The organism is Spiroplasma endosymbiont of Danaus chrysippus, from assembly GCF_902809815.1.
Taxonomy (GTDB): Bacteria; Bacillota_I; Bacilli_A; order Mycoplasmatales; family VBWQ01; genus Spiroplasma_E.
In genome coordinates, this window is record NZ_CADDIL010000002.1 from 228,966 (window position 1) to 250,067 (window position 21,102).

Genomic DNA, 21,102 nt, shown 5'->3' on the forward strand with positions numbered 1-21,102 from the left:
TCACCAATTGAAAGAGGCTTTTTAGTAATCTGTGTTTCTTTGTTTTACAAAGTACTAGTTCAGATTAATTCTGTCTTCAAATTTTATCATAAAATGAGCAATTGCTGTATTTCAATTTTGAATAGGCAATGTTCATTTTTTTGTGATATTTTCAATTGCTAAGTAAAAAATTTTAAAAACTGCCATATCATTAGGAAAAACTTTTTTATTTCTAATAACTTTTCGTAATTGGCTATTAACAGATTCAATAGCATTTGTAGTATAAATTACCCTTTTAATTTCTGCTGGATAACTAATAAAAACCATTAAATTTTCTCAATTTTTATATCAAGATTTAGCAATTTGTGGATATTGTTTATTTCATTTACTTTCAAATGATTCTAAAGCTTGCATTGCTTGTTCTTCACTACATGCTGTATAAATTGGCTTTAAATCGATAACTAGAGACTTTCGATGTTTGTATGAAACATATTTTAAGCTATTTCTAATTTGATGAACTATGCATAATTGATGTTCAGTTTTAGGATAAACTGATTGTATTGCCTCTGACATGCCTGTTAAATTATCACTACAAGCAATAAGAATATCATTTAAGCCTCGATTTTTCATTTCTGTAAAATTATTTAATCAGAATTTAGCACCTTCATTTTCACTAATTCATAAACCTAAAACATCTTTTTTACCTTCTAAATCAACTCCTAAAGCTATATAAACTGATTTGTTAATAATACGTTTATCCTGACGTACTTTAACTACGATACAATCAAAATAAATGATTGGATAAACACTATCTAATGGACGATTTTGCCATGCTTTGACATCATCAATGACATCATCAGTAATTTGACTAATTACGCTTTCGCTAATATCTGCGCCATGATATAACTCTTGCAACTGCATTCTAATATCTGATAAAGTCATACCTTTTGCATATAGTGAAAGAACTTGTTGATCAAAACCATCAAATCTTCTCTGTCTTTTTGTGATTATTACTGGTTCAAAATTACTATTGCGATCTCTTGGTACATCAATTTCAATTTTACCTTGTTGAGTTATTAATTTTTTTGATGTTGTACCATTACGAACATTGTCATTATTACTGCGTTGATTTCTTTCGTGTCCTAAATAATTTTGCATCTCAGAATTCAACATTTTTTCTACCAATCGTTTAGTTAATTCTTTATATAAGCCTCCCTCTTTAAAAACTGTTGTTAAATCCTCAGTATTTTCTAATAATAAATCTACTGCTTTTGATATTGGATCATTGTTATTAACATTATCTTTTTTAGCCATCTGTAACTCACTCTTTCTAGATATATAAATTATATTTACTAGAATTAATTAAACATAGTTATTTTTGTAAGTCACACAGATTACTAAACATTCCCAATTGAAAATTTTACTTTAATAACATCACCTTTTGCAAAATAAGTTCCATCATTTACGGACTTACTTACTTTAACTTTAAAGTGGTCACCTTGTTTCATAAGATCAGCAATTCTTTCTCCTAAAGAATAAATTGGACTTTTTAGATAGTTTGTTAAATCTGTATCAACTAATAATTTTGATTTAGGTTGTCCAATTTTAAATTCTGGAATATCATTAAAGTTATTTAATGATATGTTAGATGTGGTTGGTAATTTAGGTAATACAAGACCATCATTTGGGTTGGATAAAATATTTAATAAATAATTTTCAGATAATTGTTTATTATTTTTTTCAAAAAATATAGTTACTGTACCACCACCTGTAATTATATAATCTGTATGATCTATTTTTTTATTAATTATTGGTGAGTAAGATTTAACTTTCATCTTAATGGATTGTGTATCACTATGTTTAAAAAGTCTATATTTTCCTTGACCATTAACTACTTTTAATTTTAAAATATCAACTAAAAAGTTAGCAGCATCAGCAGATTTAGCTTTAGCAGTTTCGCTATCATTTTCTAATAAATTGCTGGCAGTAATATTGTTTAGTTGAATAGAGTTTCATTTTGTTAATTTAGTTATATTATTTTGATAGATATCTAATTTTTTAGATTCAAATAATAATTCAACAATCAAATTAGATATCTAAAAAATTAAAATTTTTTTGTACTTGCATATTCATTTTTAGATTATCATCTGATTGACATGCAATGAGTGAGCTTGTACTAACTGTTGTTAAAATAACTGCTGTCATTAATTTAAATAAAGTTTTTATATTTTTCATATTTTTTCTTTCTCCTTTTAAATCTAGAAAAATTTTAGTTATTTTTAAAAATTTAGTAATTAATTAAAAATAATTTTCTGATATAAATTATATATTTTTAGCACTTATTAATGATTTTCATAATAATTTTCTTTTGTTGGTGTTGTTTTAATAATTTTAAAGTTGAATAAAAAAATCTTTAGTGAATAAAAAAATATTTAAAATAAAACTGCTCAATTGAGGAGTTTTATTTTAAAAAATGTTATTTTTGAATTAAATATTTTTTATAAACTTTAAATTGGTTGTTCTGGATTGACTGTAACATCTAATTCATTAGATTTACCATATAAGGTTAATGGAATAGAATAATATAATTCGTTATTGTTAGCATACATTAAACAATTATTAGCAAATTGATTTTTATTTAATTCTGTTAGAAGTTCATAGAAATTATATGTTTGTCAACCTTTATTAACATTATCTTCTCAATAATATAAATTTCCAGAAAAAGTTGAACTCTTATCTAATTTTAAAGTTAGAATATAGTCAGATTTAGTATTATTTAAAAATATATCATAATCTATATTTACCTTTTTATGAGGTAATACATTTATTTTTTGACATGGATATTTTAATGTTACTGATTCAGAATTTGTATTTGTGGTACTATGACTAAAGTTAAAATTAAAGGTTGTTTCTTCAAAAGGTATTAATATTTTTTCACTTATACCAACATCATATGTATTAGTAACAGAATAAGTATTTGTTACTTCTTTATCGTATTCTTGTATACTAAGTTGTTGTTCAAGGTTTGTATTATTTTTAATATTAAGTTTCATATTTTCCAATCAATAACCTTTATTTTTCATATGACCCATTACAAGAATATCTAGAAAATTTCATATATTAAAATCAAATTCTTGTCTATAACTTAAAGTAATTTCACCTTTGTAGTCACCATTTCCTTCAATTATAACACTTTTAGTATTAATATAAACTTTAATATTAAAATCATTAATAGTTAAAATACTAGCATCATAATTTATGCTTTTGATACCAATTAAAAGTTCCTCTTTGGTTGGAATTAAATTTTTTGCTAAAATTTTAATAAATCCTAGGTTTTGATTTGCTATAAGTAAAGTAAACTTAAGTCTTTTTTCTCTTGTGTGGTTGTAATATTTATATTTATCGTTTTTTCACCCGTAAAGTTTATAGAATTACTTAATGCAATTATTTTTATAATTAATTTTCTATTTTTAATATCAGCATCTTGTAGAGGTGTATTATTATTTTTACTAATTTTTACATCGCTTAGTTGTAAATTTGAAAATGTTTTTTTCTTAATTTATTAATTAATTCAACTTTAAAAACTTTTACATTATTATCAAGTGTTGTAATGTCTAAGTTATCAGATAAACCTTTTAAATCTTTTTTATGTACAGGATATACTGCTCCTCCACAAGCAACTAAACTAATACTTGTTGGTGTTGCAACCATTAAAGATAATATAAATCTTAGCAGTTTTCTCATAATTATTTACCACCTTATCTTTTTCTTATTAAATTTTTTTATTGTTTAAATTTTGGTAATTTACTGGGATTATCAATTTTTGAGCCAGTAGCAAAATTACTGTGCTCTATTATTTTTTTTTACATTTTATTTTGAAAGGTTTTGATTGAATGATCTTGCATTAAAAAACATTTTATTCATATTTGTTACATTAGAAGTATTTCAATTTGAAATATTTTGATTAAATGTTAAAGCATCAGCAAACATTGAATTCATATTTATTACATTTGATGTATTTCAATCTGCAAGACTTTGATTAAATGCAATGGCATTTTGAAAGATAAGACTTAAATCTGTTACTTTTGAAATGTCTCACTTTGAAATATCTTGATTGAAGACAATAGCATCTCAAAACATATGTTTTAAAGATGTTATTTCTGGTGGTAATTGATCTGGTACTTTTTGAATTGTTTTTGGCATTTTAACTACTTGAATTTGATTAATGATGTTTTTATAAAATCCAATTTGAACAATTTCTTTACTATTTATCTTTGATAAGTCTTTTTCACTAGTTGTTATTTGTTTGCCATCTTTGTCAATATAAATTGTGTCTTGTTGAGTTTTATTAATTATATGTACATTTTGTTGCCAACTACTATTTAAATTAACATTATTTATAATTGTAATTGCTAAAATACTTAATGTTGTTAATATTTTTTTTCATATTATTAACACCCTCTCTCCTTTATTTTTTGTTATTATAATTTTACATGATTTTAAAAAATAGTTATTTATGTATATATCTTTTCATATATTGTTAAGTGATAGTTTAATATATTTATAACATTATCTGCAACTTTCGATTTAATTTTATTTAAACTTTGGTATACTAAAACATAGTAAATAGTTTATAAGCAAAAGATAGGTGAATAAATAATATTATGAGTATCGATAAAAAATACATTAGAAATTTTTCAATTATTGCCCATATTGATCATGGTAAATCAACTTTGGCTGATCGTATTTTAGAATTAACTAATGCTGTTTCAAAAAGGGAAATGAAAAATCAATTGTTAGATTCACTAGATTTAGAACGTGAACGTGGCATTACAATTAAATTAAATAGTGTACAACTTAAATATCAATCATTAGATGGTCATACTTATTTGCTCCACTTAATTGATACTCCAGGTCATGTTGACTTTACTTATGAAGTATCGCGTAGTTTAGCAGCATGTGAAGGTGCCATTTTAGTAGTTGATGCTGCTCAGGGTATTGAAGCACAAACTTTAGCAAATGTATATTTAGCATTAGATAATGATTTAGAAATTATTCCTGTTATTAATAAAATAGATTTACCAAGTGCTGAACCAGAAAAAGTTAAGGAAGAAATTGAAAAAGTATTGGGTTTACCTGCTGATTATGCGCCTTTAATTTCTGCAAAAACAGGTATTAATATTCGCGATGTTTTAGAAGCAGTTATTAAATATATTCCTTATCCAATTGATGCTGATGATAATGAACCATTGCGTGCTTTAATTTTTGATTCATTATATGATAAATATCGTGGAGTGATGGCATTTATTAGAATCAAAACTGGTGTAATTAAAGTTGGCGATAAAGTAAGAATGATGTCAACTGGTGCCGAATATGAAATTACTGAATTAGGAGTACGCACACCAAAAGAAGAAAAGAGAGAAATGTTAACAGCTGGTGAAGTTGGTTGAATTAGTGGTGCAATTAAAATAATTAGTGATATTCATGTTGGTGATACGATTACTAGTGTTATTAATCCTGCTGATGTACCATTACCAGGTTATAAAACTTTAAAACCAATGGTTTATTGTGGTTTATATCCAATTGATACTAATAAATATCAAGAATTAAAGGATGCATTATATAAAATTCAATTATCGGATGCCTCATTAATTTTTACTGCTGAAACATCACAAGCATTAGGTTTTGGTTTTCGTTGTGGTTTTTTAGGGTTATTACATATGGATGTTATTCAAGAACGTTTAGAGCGTGAATATAATTTAGTTTTAATTTCAACAGCTCCTTCTGTAATTTATGAAGTAAATTTAACTAATGGTGAAAAGTTAATAATTGATAATCCAGCAAAATGACCAACTGTGCAGACAATTAAAAGTGTAGAAGAACCATTTGTGCAAGTAACAATAATGACACCAGAACAATATGTTGGTGCCTTGATGCAATTATGTCAGGATAAACGTGGAACTTATTTAGATTTAAAATATGCTGATAATTTACGAAGAACTCTTATTTATAATATGCCACTGAATGAAATTGTCATTGATTTTTTTGATAAATTAAAATCAATATCAAAAGGTTATGCTTCATTAGATTATGAATTAATTGGTTATCAGGAAAGTAAATTAGTGAAAATGGATATTTTATTAGCAGGTAATATTGTTGATGCATTATCTGTTATTGTTCATAAGGATTTTGCTTATGATCGTGGGCGTGTTTTATGTGAAAAATTAAAAAAATTAATTCCAAAACAAAATTTTGAAGTTGCTATTCAGGCTGCTATTAATAATAAAATTATTGCTCGTCAAACTGTGCAAGCAGTTAGAAAAGATGTTATTGCTAAATGTTATGGTGGTGATATTACAAGAAAAAGAAAACTTTTAGAAAAACAAAAAGAAGGAAAGAAAAAAATGAAATCGATTGGTAATGTTGAATTACCACCAGAAGCATTTCGTGCTGTTTTAAAAATAGATGAAGAAAATTAATAAATAAGTTAAAAATATTTGATTTGTTTTTTTCTAAATTGGATTATTTGAAAATAAAAATGAGATTTCTCACAATTTTATGTTAAATATATAGTATTTTTTTTAATTCTGCAATTATTTCCATTTTAATTTTTATGTAATTTTTTTGCATTTCAATATTAATTAAATTCGCTTGACTTTTTAAATGATTATTTTCTAAATTATTTTTTATTATTGCGTGACACTCAATTTCTCTAGAGTAATTTTTAATCATATTTTTTATGTTATTAATCATTTTATATTCCCCATTTTAAAGTTTTATAAATAATTTATTTATATTTTTTATTATATCATTTTATTTATAATTTTTATAAATAAAATGATATAATTTTTTATAATAAATCCAGTATTCATAGAAAAATAAATTAAAAGCAAGTTTAAATAAAATGATATAATAAAAAAACAATTCCCTAAGAAATTGATAAAATTTTAATTTATAATAAGTATATTAATAATAGGGAGATTGTCAAAAATCCGCAATAAATTAAATCTTATATAGTCTTATTATAATTTTAGACAAGAAATAATTTGGATTTTTATGAAATTGTACACTCATATTACTATTTTTTAAATTTATTGCAACTAAAATACTTATAATTAAGTTTGTTAAGTGTTAAACTTATGAAATAAAGTTAAGGAGAATTTAAAGATGAAAAATAAAGCACTTAAAAAATTACAGTTAATAACTGTATCATTATTTATTTTAACTATTTTAACTTTAATTATAGGATTAATATTAATAGATTTTAGTCATTTTAATCTTTTTTATTTAAACAAAAAATTAAATTGTATTAATGGATTTGATTTGTTAAAACACTTTCGATTAAGTTTTATCATAGAGCATTCTGCAAAATATTTTTATAATTTTGGAACTCATCATATTAAAGAAAATTATTATGAATGAATTGAATTACAAAGTGGAATTTTTTTGGTTTTATTTTTACTTCCAATTTTATTTTTTATAACTATATCATTAACTTTTTTCATTATTGGTTTCAAAACAAAATTAAAAAATAATAATTTTTGAGATGCTATTCAAAATTGTGAAATAATCAATAATTATTACATTCATTAAAATTATGTTTCTAAATTTATTTTATTACATTTAAAAATAACCATTTTAATATAAATTGAAATATTATATGTTCTATTACCAATCATTTCTTTTAAAACATGTCAAATATTAGTTTCTGTAAAACAACCAATATTTCACTTTGCACCTTGATTTTCAATACCTTCTTTATTATTTTTAAAGTATTGTTTTTTTTAATTTTTTATGATTATCTAATTGATTATATAAATAGTTAATTAATTGTTCATATTGACCATTATTAAGGTGGTTAGCCCTAAATACTGGACCACTTTTGGATAGACAGTTTTAAATTTTTATTTGTGAAATTGGTGGTTTTAGAAATTTAGAATGTATTCTTTCGTAATTATAAAACATAATATATTGATTTACATCATTTATAGCTTCATTGAGAGAAAAATATTGATTTGAACCTTTAGGTAGTCATTCTTGAGATAAATGAGAAAATCAGTTTTCAGATATTACATTGCCACCAATATCATAAGGTTGTTTTTTGCTTAAAATTATTTGCTTATCAGCAGCTCAATTTGTGATGTCTTGACAATAAAATTCGTTGGCGTTATCTGAGTGTAAAATAACGTTTTTTACTTGGTTTCAAGAGAATTGTTGATTTATTTTTTCAAGTGCAGGAAGGATTAAATCTTGATAGGATTTGTTTGAACATGTATTATAGCTTACAATATTATTTGAATAAAAATCAATAATTACAAAAAGATATAATCAACCTTCTTTAGTATTTATTTGTTTAGTGTCCATTGATCAAATTTGATTTGAAGAGGTTGTACTTTTATAATCTTTGTTTACTTTATCCATTGTAGGTATTCACTTATTTGGATTTTTTTTGTTTTTAGGATAGTTATTTTTAGTTTGTTTTAATCCTTGAAGATTGTGATCTTTCATAATTTTTCGCATTTGTTTTGTTGATAATTCTAGATTTAAAATAATATGTTTGTATTGTTTTAATCATTCTTTAAATGCTGAAAAAATTCGTAAATAGCCATAAATTTGTCCTTTTCTTGTAAAATGAAATTCAAGTAAAAGTTGGCATAATTCTTGATATTTATGTGTACAATTACTAATTTGATTTTTTTCTTTTTTAATAGGGTTTTGTTTGTTTTTTACAAAATAATATGTTGATCGGTTTAGTTGAAGATGTTGGCAAAGATATCTAATTGAATATTGGTTTTTGCTATCATCAATAATTTGAATTTTTTGTTTGATATTTAACTTGTTAATTACTAATGCTATTTGTTTAATTTTATCCATTATTAAAAATCCTTTCATGTCAAAATTAGTGTTAATTGTATAACACAATTGTTTTTCGAATACATTCAAGTTTTTTTTAAATTAATGGTCTAGTAAAAAGGGCTAAGTAGCATGATTATATTCTTCTAAATATTTTTCTTTATTTCCAGCCATTATTCCAAGATATAATGTTCTAATTAAATGAAATTTATCTAAAACAAACTGTGCACCTAAATAATCAGCAACTTCTTTAATTCATCCTGCACTATCACCACAAATAATAATTTTTGCTTGTTCAATATTTTCATAAAATTTTTGACAATGTTCTTTAACAAATTCAGCAGTTTTTTTAACTCCAATTGGAGTTCTTGTTTTTCTTATAATTGCTTTTACTCTTTTATTTTGTACTTTATGATTAATATTATCTGTATATGTTACTATTAATCTCATAGAGTGTTTTGTACCTTTACGTTTAAAATCTCAAAATTTTCGATGTCCATCATCAATTGCTACAAAAATAGGTTGATTTTTTTGCAATTTTACTTTTACTGGATTTGCTTCATTTATTTCTAAATTTTTAAAAACTCTATGAACACTACTAACACTAATACCTGCTTTTTTACAAATCGCACAAATATCACGATATCTTTTTCCATCAGCAAAATTTTCAATAATAGTATCTTCGATATCTTCACCAATTCTTTTATATTTTGGAAGTTCCATTTTTTCATCAACTAAACAAACACGAACTAATTTTTGTAATTTTTCATCAAAATATTCATAAATTCTTCTTTTATAAGTTACCATTCCATATAATGTTTTTCTTGTTCGATATTGAAAATCAACAATTTTATATTTCTTTTTATCTCTTGTATTTTTTATTCTTCTATCTCATTTTTCTCATTTATTTTTAAAATTTTCGACAATTAATTTATCAATTTTAGGATATTGTTCTTTATAATTTCATTTATAATTAAAATCAATATTAAAATTCATTTTTTCTCCTAACTTTTTTTAAAATTTTAAATTTATTGTAAATATATTTAAAAAAATATTTTACTTTAATATTATAAACATATATAAGTGTAATTTTAACTAAAATAAAAATTATTTAAAAAATCACTTTCATATTTGCAATATAATAAACAATTTCAATATAATTAATAGTATAGGTATCATAAAATAAACGCCTTTAATTTAGGCGTTATTTTACATTTAAAAGCATATTGTAAAAATAATGAAAAATAAGTACAATTTACTTGTTAAAGTTTATTAAAGTTTAAAAATAAGGGAGTAATTGAATATGAAAGATTGAATAATAGGAGTATTATTCGTAATAACTTTTATATCTCTGATGATATTTAGTTATATTTATAATTGATATAAATTAAAAAAAGAAATAAATAAAATTATAAATTAAAATTAAAATTTTAAAATAAATGAAAAATAAAATAACATTAGCATTAGCACTAACTGGTGCTACAACTGGAACAATAGGATTAATCATGGGGGTGCTTACCCATGAAAATAGTAAAGATTTATCATTTTATAATTATGACCGTACGAAAACTGTTGGTGGTAAAGGAGCAATTATATGGTCACATAAAAGTGGAGATTATCATAAAATAGATTTATATTTTGATATCAAACCAAGACATCAAGGAGATATAAAATGAGATGGCAAATATCCTGATGGAGGGCGCATTGCAAACTTGGATACGATTTAATAAAAATACAAATGAGAGATAAAACTCTCATTTTTTAATTGTTAAATAAAAAAACTTTAAAACTCTCATAGATAGTCTAATTATGAGTACTAAATGTAAATACTACTACATGAGTATAAAAGAGTAATTTATTTATTTTTATTGAATTGTTATTGTATGAAATTGAAATTAAATTTGTATAGAAATGCAATAACCATAAACCCTGTTCTTTAATTATTTTTAAATTATTACATATAAAGGGGGTTATATATTACATACATAACTTATCAATAATATCATAACATAAATAAATTAATTATTAAATATAATTTTTATTTACGTATATGTGCTTCACTCATCAAGAGTGAAAGCACAATATATTACGTATACGTATTAATAAAAATATATATAAGCCTTTTATCACTGTAGGTGATAAGGCTTATACGTAAAAATACTTATTAGAAAGGAATATTATATGCCAAATATTAGTTTAGATTTAAAAACTAAAATACAAGAAACAAATAATGGAATATTATTAGAAATTGGTGAATATGAAACATGATTTCCTAAACAATTTACTAATATTAATGAAAAAAATAAAAAAATAATAATAAAAATAATAGAAGATTTTAATTATCAATTAGGTAAAAAATCAATTACAAAAGATATTGAAAGTATTAAAGGTAGTGATATTTTAAAATATATAAAAAATATTTCAGATATTACTACAAATGAAAATGAATTAATATCTTGTGAATTTTATGAACAATATAATGGTTATTATATTTTTACAAATGATAAAAATCAAGAATGTTTTAAATATAACATTACATGAGAACAAGATATGAAAAGTTTTAAAATAAATAATCCATATAATGATAATGATTTAGCAATAAATTATATTGTTACACCAATGAAAGATATAAATACTCATAATGAAAAAATATTTTATTTAAAGTATTAAAGGAAATTAATATGTTATTAAATATTGAAAAAATAGAATTAATTAAAAATTTATGTAATGAAAAATTACTTAAAAATAAAAAATATATTGAAATACAAGAAATATTAAAAATTATAGAAAGAGAGTAAAAATGGAAGAAATAGATAATTTAGAAATACAAGAAGATAATAAAGAATTACAAAATAAATTATTAAAAGAACAAATTGAATTAATTGAAGAACAAAAAGAATTTTATAAAAAATCATGAAAAAGTAGAATTGTATTTTTAACAATTTGAATAATTATTATGATTTTAACATTAATAATTATTGCTTCTAAATATTCTTAATTAAAGGAGTTAATATAAATGATTAATTTAAAAGAAGATAAAAGAATATATTTAAAATATGAAGAAATTGAAAAAATATTTGGTTCATGTGATATTTGTCATAAAAATTCATCATTTGCAAATAGAACTTGTAATAAATGTTTTTATAAATTAATAGCTGAAAAAAATGGAATTTGCAAAGATGTAAATAATTTAATTTGTATAGGCGTAAACGATTTAATTTGATTTTCTATAAATGATGAAATTTGAATAGATTAGAATTACAAAATGCAAGAAAATTAATAGAAAAATTTGAAGAATTACAAGAAGAATTTAATAGTAAATATGAAAATTGAGAAATTACAATTGATGATGATGGTGATTTAAAAACTTATAATGATTATTTTACATATGAAGATGTAAATAAATTAGAACAAGCAATTATTGATTATAAAAGAATTTTTAAAGGTTAAAGGAGATAAATAAATATGGTAGCAGCTCCAAAAAAGAAACCAGAAGATTTAATTATTAAACAAATTCATATTAGATTAAATAAAAATGATTATTATGAATTAAAAAAGATGTGTTTAGAAGAAGATATTACAATTAATAGTTTTGTAAAAAATTTAATTAAAAATGCAATAAANAAAGAAACACATCAATATTTTATAAATAAAAAAGAATTAATATCAGTAAGTAAAATACTTGATTATTATTTAGGTAATTCATATTGTAAATGTAATAAATGTAAACATTGTTTTAATATTCATAATGCAAGAATTCGTGGTAATTTTGTTCATAAAGTAGCAGAATTATATTTTAAAAATATAAATATTAAAAATATAACTAATCAAATTAAAAATTATATTAAAGATTTATTTTCACAAAATTATTTAAATTATTGTTATACATTATTAGATTATTTACCTACTAAATTTATTAATACTAATGAATATATTAGTGAAAAAATGTTTAATGCAGATATAGTTGCTGGAACACCAGATTTAATTTATAAAGAAAATAATTTAAATATAATAGTAGATTTTAAAACTTATAAAGTTTTTACTAAAGAATTATTAGAAAAATCAAAATTACAAATAATAGCATATTATTGATTATTAAAAAATAATAATTATGAATTATCAAATACTCATTTTATATGTTGAGTTAAAGAAAATGAAATTGAATTAATAAAAGTTGAAATAACAAATGAATTATTAATTGAATGAGAAAAAGCAATTTGAACATGAAAGGAATTAAAATAAAATGGCAAATGAATTATTAGTGAAAAATATTAATAATGGTAATGTAGAAAAATTTATTAGACAAAAAGGTATTGTTAATAATTTAGAAATACAAAAATTTAAAAGTAATGTATTAGCAATTTCAAATCAATATGGTTTAGATAAAGCATATCCAGATACTATTATTAATAGTTGTTATCAAGCAGTATTATTGAATTTACCATTAGAAAAGAATTTTGGTTATTGTTATATTGTACCTTATTGAGATAGTAATACTAAAGTAAATAATGCTCAATTTCAAATGGGATATAAAGGTTATATTCAATTAGCATTACGTAGTCAACAATATAAAGAAATTAATGTTAGTAATGTTAGATTAACAGAAATTAAAAAAGTAGATAGACTTAAGGGAATTGAATTTAATTGAATACAAGATGATTTAGAAAGATTGAAACAACCTATTATTGGTTATGTAGCATATTTTCAGTTAGTAAATGGTTTTGAAAAAACTTTATATATGTCAAAAGAACAAATTGAAAAACATTTTTTAAAATATTCAAAAACTTATGCAAAAAATAAAGAATTTGTTGTTAGTGATTTTGATAGTATGGCATTAAAAACTGTATTAACTCAATTATTAAGAAAATGGGGAATTATGAGTACTGAAATGCAAATTGCATATGAAAGTGACCAAGCAATTATTACTGAAAATGAAAAAATATATATTGATAATCCAAATATTAATAATGTAATTGAAAATAATACTAATTTTCAACAATTAGAAGAAAATATTAATAAATTAGATAATTTGGTATTTAAAAATGAATAATTATTTACTTTCAATTGACCCAAGTATTAAAAATACTGGATTTACTTTATGAGAAAATAAAAAACCAATATGAATTAAAAGTTATAGTTTTAACAATAAAAAATTAGACTTTATTGATTTTCAAGGCGAAATATTTTTTCAGAGAAAAAGAGATGAAGATATAGATTTAATTATTGAACGTGGTACTTTTCATAGTAAAAATGGTATTGGTTATGAAACACAAGAACATTTAAGAGGTTTTATTGCTGGACAATTTAATAAATTAATAACAAAAGATATGTTAATAAGTCCCAGTGAATGAAAAAAATGATATGTAAATAATATTAAAAATAATTATAATTTACCTAAAAAACAAGAATTTAGATGAATTAAAAATACTTCAATACAATTAGCAAATGAATTAATTAATGAACAAAATTGAAATATAACAATATCAAATCATGATGAAGCAGATAGTTTATTAATTGGTTGATATTATTTAAATAAGGAGAATTAATATGCGTAAAAAGATAATGAGATATGAGAAGCACTATATAATAATGCAAAAAATATAAATCTTGTTTTAAAAGAAATATTAGAAATTAGACAAATAATTAATAAGGATAATAAAAATGAATAAACAAGATATTTTAGAAATAATAGAAAAATTAAAAGAATTAAAAAATTTAGATGGAATAACTATAAATATAAATATTGATGATATTAATATTGAAAATAATTAAGGAGTATTTGATTAATGAAATGTTTAAATTGTAAAAAGCAAGCAGTAGGAAGTCAAAAAATTATGAAATTAACGAGGCTTTTTAGTAATCTGTGTTTCTTTGTTTTACAAAGTACTAGTTCAGATTAATTCTGTCTTCAAATTTTATCATAAAATGAGCAATTGCTGTATTTCAATTTTGAATAGGCAATGTTCATTTTTTTGTGATATTTTCAATTGCTAAGTAAAAAATTTTAAAAACTGCCATATCATTAGGAAAAACTTTTTTATTTCTAATAACTTTTCGTAATTGGCTATTAACAGATTCAATAGCATTTGTAGTATAAATTACCCTTTTAATTTCTGCTGGATAACTAATAAAAACCATTAAATTTTCTCAATTTTTATATCAAGATTTAGCAATTTGTGGATATTGTTTATTTCATTTACTTTCAAATGATTCTAAAGCTTGCATTGCTTGTTCTTCACTACATGCTGTATAAATTGGCTTTAAATCGATAACTAGAGACTTTCGATGTTTGTATGAAACATATTTTAAGCTATTTCTAATTTGATGAACTATGCATAATTGATGTTCAGTTTTAGGATAAACTGATTGTATTGCCTCTGACATGCCTGTTAAATTATCACTACAAGCAATAAGAATATCATTTAAGCCTCGATTTTTCATTTCTGTAAAATTATTTAATCAGAATTTAGCACCTTCATTTTCACTAATTCATAAACCTAAAACATCTTTTTTACCTTCTAAATCAACTCCTAAAGCTATATAAACTGATTTGTTAATAATACGTTTATCCTGACGTACTTTAACTACGATACAATCAAAATAAATGATTGGATAAACACTATCTAATGGACGATTTTGCCATGCTTTGACATCATCAATGACATCATCAGTAATTTGACTAATTACGCTTTCGCTAATATCTGCGCCATCATATAACTCTTGCAACTGCATTCTAATATCTGATAAAGTCATACCTTTTGCATATAGTGAAAGAACTTGTTGATCAAAACCATCAAATCTTCTCTGTCTTTTTGTGATTATTACTGGTTCAAAATTACTATTGCGATCTCTTGGTACATCAATTTCAATTTTACCTTGTTGAGTTATTAATTTTTTTGATGTTGTACCATTACGAACATTGTCATTATTACTGCGTTGATTTCTTTCGTGTCCTAAATAATTTTGCATCTCAGAATTCAACATTTTTTCTACCAATCGTTTAGTTAATTCTTTATATAAGCCTCCCTCTTTAAAAACTGTTGTTAAATCCTCAGTATTTTCTAATAATAAATCTACTGCTTTTGATATTGGATCATTGTTATTAAGATTATCTTTTTTAGCCATCTGTAACTCACTCTTTCTAGATATATAAATTATATTTACTAGAATTAATTAAACATAGTTATTTTTGTAAGTCACACAGATTACTAAACATTCCCTTATATATACTTTATCATCTATTATATGATTAAAAATTTCTTTTGTTTTCTTTTGTGATAAATCAACTGTACTTATTTGTTCTTTTACTTCTAACTTTTTACCAGTTTTAGCATCTCATGGATAAACACTTACTCTATCACTTAATTTCATTGTCATAGCAGTTGTTGAAACATGTGAACCTAACATTTTACCTAATGCAAACTCACTTGAATTACTAAATACATTTAAAGGAATAAATCAATTATTATCATTATTACCAATAATACTTGATAAATTTGAAGCAAAAAATGCACTCATAAATCCATTAAAAAATGGCATATTTTTATATTGTTGAGAATTTTGAGTAATAATAAATCCTACTGGAATACCTAATGTTAAAGCATTTAATAATTTACCTACTAATGGAATTGAACTTAAAGCAAATGGTAATCATTGTACACTATCATAAGGCATTTGAATTAATGAACTAAATACTACACTATTAAAATTTAATATTGCTGACATATATTTTTGTGATATTTTTTTATAATCAACAGTTGGTGAACCAATAACTAATCCAGTATCTGGGTCTTTATATTTAAAATTACTACTCATATCAACATTATATTCACCTTGTAAATTATTTATATTTCATTCACTATCTCAAAAGAATTTTGCTTTACCAATAGCATCACCATTACTTTTAATTGCTAATTCTTTATTACATGTTAATATTCCTTGAAAATCTTTTTGAGCTAACATATCAAATTTTCTTGCTTCTAAAAATTTTTGTCATGTATCATAATGAGTAAATCCAGTAGGTTTAGCGTCCATAATATTATAAAATGTTGTTTCTGGATGACTACTTGTTGTTATTTTATCATTTATTCCAGCAAGTAAACCACCATTATTTTTAACTTCAGTTGTAGATTTTTCATTATTACCAGCAATAAATAATCTTCTTGAAGCAAATACTTTACTTTCAAATATTTCTTCATTATTTTGTTGTATTGGTTCTTGACCTTGAATTATTGGTCTTCCATAATAATAACAACTTGTTAATAATTCTAATCCATAAATTTGTCTATGACTATATCTTACACCAATATCACGCATTAAAGTACGATTTAAAGTTACTTTTCCTTGTTGAATAGTTGGGAAAGCATAACCACTACCTGGGCTTGCATATTGTACAAAATCAAGTGTATTTTGACCACTTGCAACTACTCTATCATTTAAACTACTAAAAGTTAATACTTGCATACTAAATGCACCATTATAAGGACTATAATAATTTGTTACATTTGAAATATATAATAATTGTCTATCTTGATTTTTACCACTATTACCACCAATATTTTCATTTTCATCATTAAATACACAAAAAAATTGTAAATAATCATCAATTGTAATATGTTCTTCAAACATTACTAAAGTATATTGTCTTTTTGTTTGTACTGTTTTAAATATTTGATTATTTGGTAAATTACTAAAATCAACACCACTTGTATCATCAATTAAATAAGCATTTCAATAATCTCCAATTTTATATTGTTTTGTATAAAATTCATCTTGACCATTAACTTTATGTATTTCTTCATTAATTTTACCTTTATTTTTTTGATATATTTTTGTACTATTTTTTCAAATACATACAACTGGAGTAGTACCAGTTAATATTAATTCATATTGACCAAAATCACTTATTTTACTATTAATTGGTTTATAACCAGTTTCAGTTAAAGGAATTGCTCCATTATTAATAACAAATGGAAATATTTTTCAATAACTACATCTCTTTATTAATTGTTGAGTTTGCTTTAATGCTAGATGTGCTTGTTTCATTAATTGAATTCTTACTGCGTTGTTCATTATCATTTGTATTATCTCCTAAATTTTTATTTAAAAATTTATTTTCATTAATAATATGTTCTAATTTTTGTTTTGCCATTAATGTATCAATATTTTCATATAAACTAATTGCTTCAACTATTGACATTGTTCCATTATTTAATCTACTATTAATTAATTCATCTTGTACTAATTGGTCAACCATAGCAATTGGTATAAATTCAAAACTATAAGGTCTTTCACCAATACCATTTCAATATACTTTTCCATTTTCATCTTTAGAAAAAGTTACTAACATATCAAACATTCTATATAAATAAGTTGTATAATGTGTTATTTTAACTTCTGTTGTTTGCATATCAAATTTATTATTCATTAATGTTTTAGTTTTATTTTCATAATTAATACCATTAAATTCATCATAATCATAACCAGCACCATTAAATATTTGTTTTGCTGTACCATTATAATCAAGTCAATATTCACCAAATTTTGGATTACCTTGTACAATATCAACTCCACCATTACCACCTTTTACATAATTTGCAGTAGTAATATTTAAAAATGCATCTTTAATAATTGATTGAAAATCATCACTTAAATTTAAAGCTTTAAATTTTTCATTATCAATAATTCCATAAAATCTAGTTAAATTTAATATTCTTTCTTTTCTTTTTTGTTTAATAATATGTTGTAAATCTCATATTAAATTTCATACTGGTGCACAATCTGGATATGCATTCATTTGTGTACTATTACCATAAAAATGAATTTGTGGTAAATTTGTAATTTCAACAATTGGTAAATAACCAAATGGATTTTTTAATTCATATTTTTCTTTTAATTGACTTTCTGGTTTAATTTTTGATTTTGTACTACCTAATAAAATTTCTATATTACCATTAAATATTTCAACTTTTACTTTTGAATTTTCTATTGTTACTCATGTTAAACTACCATTATCACTTTGTTCATTCATAAAAATAATTCTGCTGATTGTTCTTGTTCATTAAATTTAGCAACACGTGACATAAAACTTGGACTTGGTGTTGGATTATTTTTTAATTCAATATCTCAAATATTTTCTTCTATTTCATTTGTAGTTAAACTACCAGACCTTATTTGCAATTTTGGTTGAATATCTATTTTAATAGTATCTTGTAATTCTTCTAATGAAAATATATTTCCAAATTGTTTATTTCCACCAATAATAATTAATTGACTTTTATTACCATCAACAGTTCCTAATTTAATAATTAATGAAGCATCTTCATTATCAATTTTACCTTTAACAAGCATATAATTTCCACCTATATAGTTACTACTTTTAAATTCTATTTTTAGTTTTACACTTGTTTGATTAAAAGGTGGTTTATCTCATGTTATAAATACTCTATAATATTTATTAAAACTAAGAGCAAAATCTTCTCATGTACGATTATCAAGACTTTTACCTATTATTTTTCATACTTCTTTATCTTGTTTTTTATCAATATTACTTTTATTTTCATTAATAGAACCAACAACTGTTTTATTAGTAGTTTCTAAATTAGGAATTTCTTGACTTACAGCATTTATTTGAAATGCAATAGGAAATTGTGCTTTTGTATCTTCTAATTTTTTATCTACTTCTGTTTTTATGTAATAATTATCTAAATTAGGTATTTTATCATCTATATATTTCTTATTTGGAATATCTAAATCATCAGTTATAACTGGATTATTTCTATAAATTAAAGTTTTACCACCAACATTAGTTTTAATAACTTCATTAACTAATCTTGTAGTATTCTCTTTATCATCTTTATTATTAAATATTCTATTTTCATCAACTGAACTACCACCAGAAGCACTAATTTTATTATTTTCATCAATAGTTATATTAGTACCAGCAATTAATTTATTTTGTTTTTTATCTAATAAATTATTAGTTTCTAGTTTTGTGTAATAATCATGTTCAGTATTTTCTTCTGCTATAAATTCAGTTGGTGTATTTATTCCTTGATATTGATATATTTCTTCTATATCACCAATTAAATTAATTTTTCCACGTTCAGGATAAGAATTACCGCCACCCCTAAATTTTTTATTTCTATTGTCATAGTAAATAGTTCCAATATTTAAAATATTTTTATTTTGTATTTGTTCTTTATAAGTCATGGAATCAACATTTAACAATTCAAATTCATGAAAAATATTATTTAAATAAATTTTAATTATTTTATAAAATTTCATAAAGTTATTTTCTGTTGAATAGTGATAACTGATTTTAATAAAATATCATTTCAACATTTCTATATTATTATTTTCAACTTTTTTTCATAAAGGACTAGTTTCAATATTAAATCAATTATTTTTGATATCATCAATGTTTTCATTTGTTTTAGTTAATTCACTATTTAATTTGGTAATTTCATTTTCATTTGTAGTAATTCGTTTTTGTTGTTTAGCAGAAAAATCACAAGTTGGTGCATGAGTAAAATCACCAATTTGTGGATTATTTTGTAATGCTTCGGGTGGTAATGTACCAATTTCATCAGGTCAATCTAAAATCATTGTTTCAGTTTCTTTATTATAATCAGTTGCAACATAACCTTTATTAATAAAATTAGTAACAGGACCCCTATATACTTCATTTTCATTATCATCAACTAAATCATCATATAATTTAATTTGTTTTAATAGTGTAAATTCTTTTTGTTCTTTAATTAATTCATCAACTTGATTTCTAGTATAAAATGCTTTTAAGTCAATTTTTTCAACATCTATTTCATGATCATTATAACTTGAAAATATTTGTTTTAATTCTGTTAATCTTGCTCATATTTTCATTCTACTAGGTGCTAAATCTCAAATATTAATTGTTGGAATACTACTTGCACTAAATTGATTACCATTATTAAATTGAATAGTTGCATCAACATTAAATTCAATTGGTGTACGATTAAATACTCAATGTTCAACCATTACATAAACCATATCTCTTAATGTTTCTTTAATTAATTCATCTTTAAAACTATCAAAAGGAAATTTAGATAAAATAAAATCAAGATAAGCATTAATATCATTTTGAGCACGAATAGCAAAAGTTATAAATCAATCATTAACATTAGGTCATGTTTGTATGTATTGCTGTGGCGTTTCTGTAATTTTTCCAGTTAATGGATATCAGTTATTATAATTTTCAAGACTGACACCAGTTCAAAGTTTATTAATCAT

At 22.6% G+C, this 21,102-nt stretch carries 21 protein-coding genes; 9 read left to right on the forward strand and 12 right to left on the reverse strand.

Annotated elements, in window-relative coordinates; translation table 4 throughout:
* Nucleotides 1-54 precede the first annotated feature (54 nt).
* The 6 genes from SPIRDC1_RS03135 to SPIRDC1_RS09940 form a co-directional block, all read right to left on the reverse strand.
* Nucleotides 55-1,293 carry an IS256 family transposase gene (locus SPIRDC1_RS03135; protein WP_174480498.1) on the reverse strand — a complete coding sequence of 413 codons (1,239 nt, stop codon included), beginning with the start codon at nt 1,291-1,293 and terminating at the stop codon, nt 55-57.
* An 83-nt stretch (nt 1,294-1,376) separates the two neighbouring features.
* Nucleotides 1,377-2,066 (reverse strand): hypothetical protein, encoded by a 690-nt coding sequence (locus SPIRDC1_RS03140; RefSeq protein WP_174480499.1) that lies wholly within the window; start codon nt 2,064-2,066, stop codon nt 1,377-1,379.
* Between the two features lies 1 nt (nt 2,067).
* Nucleotides 2,068-2,214 carry a hypothetical protein gene (locus SPIRDC1_RS03145; protein ID WP_174480500.1) on the reverse strand — a complete coding sequence of 49 codons (147 nt, stop codon included), beginning with the start codon at nt 2,212-2,214 and terminating at the stop codon, nt 2,068-2,070.
* A 272-nt stretch (nt 2,215-2,486) separates the two neighbouring features.
* Nucleotides 2,487-3,032: an ETX/MTX2 family pore-forming toxin gene (locus SPIRDC1_RS03150; RefSeq protein WP_233214973.1), complete on the reverse strand. Its 546-nt coding sequence runs from the start codon at nt 3,030-3,032 to the stop codon at nt 2,487-2,489.
* A gap of 472 nt (nt 3,033-3,504) precedes the next feature.
* Nucleotides 3,505-3,723: a hypothetical protein gene (locus tag SPIRDC1_RS03155; protein ID WP_174480502.1), complete on the reverse strand. Its 219-nt coding sequence runs from the start codon at nt 3,721-3,723 to the stop codon at nt 3,505-3,507.
* Between the two features lie 126 nt (nt 3,724-3,849).
* Nucleotides 3,850-4,437, reverse strand: coding sequence for a BspA family leucine-rich repeat surface protein (locus SPIRDC1_RS09940; protein WP_199188848.1), 588 nt, complete (start codon nt 4,435-4,437; stop codon nt 3,850-3,852).
* A 212-nt stretch (nt 4,438-4,649) separates the two neighbouring features.
* On the opposite strand from SPIRDC1_RS09940, the gene lepA reads away from it, so the two are divergent.
* On the forward strand, nt 4,650-6,458 hold the full coding sequence (gene lepA, locus SPIRDC1_RS03165; protein ID WP_368668551.1) for a translation elongation factor 4: 1,809 nt from the start codon (nt 4,650-4,652) through the stop codon (nt 6,456-6,458).
* A gap of 688 nt (nt 6,459-7,146) precedes the next feature.
* Nucleotides 7,147-7,572 (forward strand): hypothetical protein, encoded by a 426-nt coding sequence (locus SPIRDC1_RS03170; RefSeq protein WP_174480504.1) that lies wholly within the window; start codon nt 7,147-7,149, stop codon nt 7,570-7,572.
* A gap of 303 nt (nt 7,573-7,875) precedes the next feature.
* On the opposite strand, the gene SPIRDC1_RS03175 is transcribed toward SPIRDC1_RS03170, so the two are convergent.
* Together SPIRDC1_RS03175 and SPIRDC1_RS03180 are read right to left on the reverse strand one after the other, a co-directional pair.
* Nucleotides 7,876-8,871, reverse strand: coding sequence for an IS3 family transposase (locus SPIRDC1_RS03175; RefSeq protein WP_174479968.1), 996 nt, complete (start codon nt 8,869-8,871; stop codon nt 7,876-7,878).
* Nucleotides 8,872-8,955: 84 nt separating this feature from the next.
* Nucleotides 8,956-9,828: an Mbov_0401 family ICE element transposase-like protein gene (locus SPIRDC1_RS03180; RefSeq protein ID WP_174480505.1), complete on the reverse strand. Its 873-nt coding sequence runs from the start codon at nt 9,826-9,828 to the stop codon at nt 8,956-8,958.
* 443 nt (nt 9,829-10,271) lie between these two features.
* On the opposite strand from SPIRDC1_RS03180, the gene SPIRDC1_RS03185 reads away from it, so the two are divergent.
* The 7 genes from SPIRDC1_RS03185 (at nt 10,272) to SPIRDC1_RS03220 (ending at nt 14,378) form a co-directional block, all read left to right on the forward strand.
* Complete coding sequence (locus tag SPIRDC1_RS03185) at nt 10,272-10,559, forward strand: hypothetical protein (protein ID WP_174480506.1); 288 nt, start codon at nt 10,272-10,274, stop codon at nt 10,557-10,559.
* A 454-nt stretch (nt 10,560-11,013) separates the two neighbouring features.
* Nucleotides 11,014-11,502 (forward strand): hypothetical protein, encoded by a 489-nt coding sequence (locus SPIRDC1_RS03190; protein WP_174480507.1) that lies wholly within the window; start codon nt 11,014-11,016, stop codon nt 11,500-11,502.
* Nucleotides 11,503-11,632: 130 nt separating this feature from the next.
* Entirely contained in the window at nt 11,633-11,830 is a 198-nt protein-coding gene (locus SPIRDC1_RS03195; protein ID WP_174480508.1) for a hypothetical protein, read from the forward strand.
* An 18-nt stretch (nt 11,831-11,848) separates the two neighbouring features.
* Nucleotides 11,849-12,088 carry a hypothetical protein gene (locus tag SPIRDC1_RS03200; RefSeq protein ID WP_174480509.1) on the forward strand — a complete coding sequence of 80 codons (240 nt, stop codon included), beginning with the start codon at nt 11,849-11,851 and terminating at the stop codon, nt 12,086-12,088.
* Nucleotides 12,076-12,282: a hypothetical protein gene (locus tag SPIRDC1_RS03205; protein WP_174480510.1), complete on the forward strand. Its 207-nt coding sequence runs from the start codon at nt 12,076-12,078 to the stop codon at nt 12,280-12,282. The genes SPIRDC1_RS03200 and SPIRDC1_RS03205 overlap by 13 nt, the downstream gene beginning before the upstream one ends.
* 793 nt (nt 12,283-13,075) lie before the next feature.
* Entirely contained in the window at nt 13,076-13,882 is an 807-nt protein-coding gene (locus tag SPIRDC1_RS03215; RefSeq protein WP_174480512.1) for a recombinase RecT, read from the forward strand.
* Nucleotides 13,875-14,378, forward strand: coding sequence for a hypothetical protein (locus SPIRDC1_RS03220; RefSeq protein WP_174480513.1), 504 nt, complete (start codon nt 13,875-13,877; stop codon nt 14,376-14,378). The genes SPIRDC1_RS03215 and SPIRDC1_RS03220 overlap by 8 nt, the downstream gene beginning before the upstream one ends.
* 340 nt (nt 14,379-14,718) lie before the next feature.
* Here SPIRDC1_RS03220 and SPIRDC1_RS03225 read toward each other — a convergent pair whose 3' ends face one another.
* From SPIRDC1_RS03225 to SPIRDC1_RS03240, 4 genes are read right to left on the reverse strand one after another with little or no spacing between them, the layout of a single operon-like run.
* On the reverse strand, nt 14,719-15,957 hold the full coding sequence (locus tag SPIRDC1_RS03225) for an IS256 family transposase (protein ID WP_174479940.1): 1,239 nt from the start codon (nt 15,955-15,957) through the stop codon (nt 14,719-14,721).
* A 48-nt stretch (nt 15,958-16,005) separates the two neighbouring features.
* Nucleotides 16,006-17,910, reverse strand: coding sequence for a hypothetical protein (locus tag SPIRDC1_RS03230; protein ID WP_174480514.1), 1,905 nt, complete (start codon nt 17,908-17,910; stop codon nt 16,006-16,008).
* Nucleotides 17,822-18,862, reverse strand: coding sequence for a hypothetical protein (locus SPIRDC1_RS03235; RefSeq protein ID WP_174480515.1), 1,041 nt, complete (start codon nt 18,860-18,862; stop codon nt 17,822-17,824). The genes SPIRDC1_RS03230 and SPIRDC1_RS03235 overlap by 89 nt, the downstream gene beginning before the upstream one ends.
* Nucleotides 18,832-21,102, reverse strand: a complete 2,271-nt coding sequence (locus SPIRDC1_RS03240; RefSeq protein ID WP_174480516.1) for a hypothetical protein — start codon at nt 21,100-21,102, stop codon at nt 18,832-18,834. The genes SPIRDC1_RS03235 and SPIRDC1_RS03240 overlap by 31 nt, the downstream gene beginning before the upstream one ends.